The following is a 1,164-nucleotide window of genomic DNA, read 5'->3' on the forward strand; positions in this document are numbered from 1 at the left end:
GGGGCGGCGACCGTGGTCTCGAACATGTCCTCGATGAGGGTGGCGAGCTCGGCGTCGAACTCGGTGACGGGCTCGGCGGGGCGGTGCAGCACGGGCTCACCGGAGATCAGGATCGGGAGAATAGCCATGAGGACCAGGGTACCGCGCTCGCGGGCCGCGCGATGACGCGGGGCGCGCAGAACGCGCGAAGCGGCCCGTGCTCCGGGCTTTCCGCCGAAACCGGGGTAGCCTGAACGCCGTGAGTCTTCCCGTAGCCGCTGCGCTGGTCCTGTCCGAGCTGAGCGAGTCGATCCCGCTCGACCCCAAGCAGTTCCTCGGCATCCCCGTCGCCCTCGTCGGCGCCGCCTTCCTCGCCTTTGGCGCCCAGTTCCAGTCCCGCGGCCTCATCAAGGTCGAGAAGATCACGGGGGAGAAGGCGGGCGCCGGGCTGAGCTTCCAGCACATCCTGAACATGTTCCGCCGCCCCTCCTGGGTGATCGGCACGCTCCTGCTCGGCCTCGCCGTCGTGTTCCAGATCGGCTCGCTGTCGCTGTCGCCGCTCATCGTGGTGCAGCCGCTCGGCGTGGTCGCCCTCGTGATCACCTCGGTGCTGAACGCGAAGATGACGGGGGTGCGCGTGAACCGTCGCACCCGGGCGTCGATCAGCATGTGCGTGGCCGGCGTCTTCGCCTTCGTGCTCATCGCCGCGTTCACCGCGGCGGACCGCCCCGTCACCGACGGGAAGCTGCTCACGATCCTGATCCTGTTCGGCGTGCTGCTCGCGCTCTGCCTGGTGCTGTTTGTGGCGTTCCGCAAGCGCGCCGTCGCCCTCGTGTACATCATCGGGGCGGGCACCATCTACGGCTTCGTGGCGACCCTCGCGAAGTCGGTGATCGCCCGCCTGCAGCACGGCGACCTCACCTGGCTGACCTGGGTGAGCGTCGCCGCGCTCGTCACGGGCACCGTGCTCGGCATGATCTTCGTGCAGAACGCGTACTCCTCCGGCCCGCCGGACCTCGTCGTCGCGGGGCTCACCGTGGTCGACCCGCTCATCGCGGTGCTCATCGGCATCGTGGTGCTGAACGAGGCGGCGCAGGCCCCGCTCTGGGCAATCCTCGGCTTCATCGTGTCCGGGCTCGTCGCGATCTTCGGCGTCATCGGCCTGGCAAAGTACCACCCGCAGGT

2 protein-coding genes are annotated in these 1,164 nt (G+C 69.2%); one reads left to right on the forward strand and one right to left on the reverse strand.

Annotation, left to right across the window (positions count from 1 at the left end; translation table 11 throughout):
• A partial coding sequence (locus tag OOT08_RS15685) for a peptide deformylase (RefSeq protein ID WP_325094011.1) occupies window positions 1-128 on the reverse strand: 128 nt, incomplete at its 3' end.
• A gap of 110 nt (window positions 129-238) precedes the next feature.
• Here OOT08_RS15685 and OOT08_RS15690 point away from each other — a divergent pair.
• Window positions 239-1,164: DMT family transporter (locus OOT08_RS15690; RefSeq protein ID WP_325093775.1), on the forward strand; the 926-nt coding region annotated here is incomplete at its 3' end.

The sequence above is a fragment of the Leucobacter sp. M11 genome (assembly GCF_035726885.1).
In the GTDB taxonomy this organism is placed as follows: Bacteria; Actinomycetota; Actinomycetes; order Actinomycetales; family Microbacteriaceae; genus JAPFRB01.